Origin of the sequence: Saliphagus sp. LR7 (assembly GCF_003344565.1) — an archaeon.
GTDB lineage: Archaea > Halobacteriota > Halobacteria > Halobacteriales > Natrialbaceae > Saliphagus > Saliphagus infecundisoli.
In genome coordinates, this window is the sequence record NZ_QPND01000063.1 from 1 (window position 1) to 1803 (window position 1803).

At 54.9% G+C, this 1803-nt stretch carries 1 protein-coding gene; it reads left to right on the plus strand.

The window, feature by feature from the left end:
* Nucleotides 1–234: 234 nt before the first annotated feature.
* Nucleotides 235–1467 (plus strand): transposase, encoded by a 1233-nt coding sequence (locus DVH23_RS23140; protein ID WP_198668091.1) that lies wholly within the window; start codon nt 235–237, stop codon nt 1465–1467.
* Nucleotides 1468–1803: the final 336 nt, after the last annotated feature.

Genomic DNA, 1803 nt, shown 5'->3' on the forward strand with positions numbered 1-1803 from the left:
CCACCCATGCCCGGGTTCGATTCCGTGGACCGCCCCGAGAGCAATCGCCCCGGCAAAGAGCCCGAGATTGTCGAGATACACCATCTGTGCGGTAATATTCCGAAGACGATCGGTTTATGGATTGTTAGGCCCTACCAAACAGAGTGTTGTTTCGGACGAGCGTAGATCTGCGCGATCAGTGAGATGTGGACGTGAATCACCGTAGCGTCGCTGCCAGCAGCGACGCAACTACTCATGTTTTGGAACGTTGGTGCGGTAGTGAACGTTGTGTCGACGATTCCCACCGCACCATCTGACTCGTTCGAGACCACGCCTCATGAATCTTCACTCGTTGAGGACCCGGCGTTGAGGTGTGAGTGCGGGTCAGAGCGTGCGAACAAGCATGGAACGTACGATAGGAACCCGCACGGGCGCGAGCCCGTGCGAGTGCAACGGTATCGGTGTCTCACCTGTGGAGGCACGTTCTCGCCGAGTCTCTCCTACATCAAGGACGATTACTGGTACCCTGACGAGGTCAGACGACTGGTACGCGTCGTGAACGCGTTCACCGACGCGTCTCTTGAGTGTCTTCAAGACATCTGTACCGTCCATTTCGCCGTTCGACCGTCTGATCAACAGATTCGCAACTGGATCACCGAAGACACCGGGGAGATCGTCGAAAACGATCTCCCCATGTGTTCCGGTATCTACACCTATGACGAGCAGTATCTCTGGGTCGACGGGAAGCGCAAATACCGGTTACTCCTCTACGATGACCTAATGGGAGCACCCGTCGCCGAGCAAGCCGTCGACGGCTGCTCAAAGGCGACCGTCCGTGAGTTTCTCACCGCCGCCCTTGAGGACAAACCCGTGTTCGTCGTGACAACGGATGGACGCTCAGAGTATGCCGAGATCGTGGAAGACGATCTCGGCGCGTTCCATCATCGCTGTCACTTCCATTTCCTGAAAAACGGAGAGAAGAAGCTCCGGAACAAGGTGTTCCAGAGTGTGCGGTACTCGAACGCGGAGAAGCTTCATGCTGCGATCGTCTGGAGCGAGTTCAAGAGCGTGTTCAGTGCCCGATCGTATGCAGCGGCTCTCCGGCGGTTCGAGGCGGTGCTCGATAAAATCGAGCACCTGCCGTCACCGGTGCGGACGTACGTCAAAGAGGTGATGGAGAACTTCGACAAGTTCCTGGCACATCTCCGGGATGAGTGGGTACCGAGTACGACGAACAACGCCGAACGCTACTTCAGCCACACGAAACCGACGCAGGTTAAGCGTCGGTTTCGGACGTATGAGGGCGTCAATTCGTTTCTGAAGACACAGATGACTGTGCGGACAGTGAAACACGGATTCATTTCGCGGGAAGCATCGCTCGCGCGAATGCGCGAGCTCTTCCCGAACGTCGAGATGAAGGCAGTAACTTCCCTCTTCACCGAGACGAAGAAGCGGTATCTGTGGAGCCGCGATCTCGAGGCCGGCTGATCTGGACAACCATGCGCTGGCCGCTCCGTTCGGAGCGGCTGCGCTATCCTCGCATGAATATTGCTTTATTGAATTAAAAGAATTAAATATTGACCCTTCTAATCATCTAATGAATCTGCTAAAAACACCCCGCCCGACCGCAAACGTATTATCTATCTGTCTGTACCAATCCTGTCTCAGCACTCAACAACACGAGACTTGGTAGGGTCGATTGTTACTACCGAACCGAGGGAATCGTCATAACAAGGGGCTCAGTTCGAGAATAAGCGTCGATATCTCTGCTACGAGTGGAAAAATGTGCCGAACTCATCAACCAGACATCGTGTAGTGTCCGTG

What these genes read in the sequence shown, in the direction of transcription:
- DVH23_RS23140 (WP_198668091.1), top strand. Translation starts at nt 235, where the DNA reads ATGTTTTGGAACGTTGGTGCGGTAGTGAACGTTGTGTCGACGATTCCC.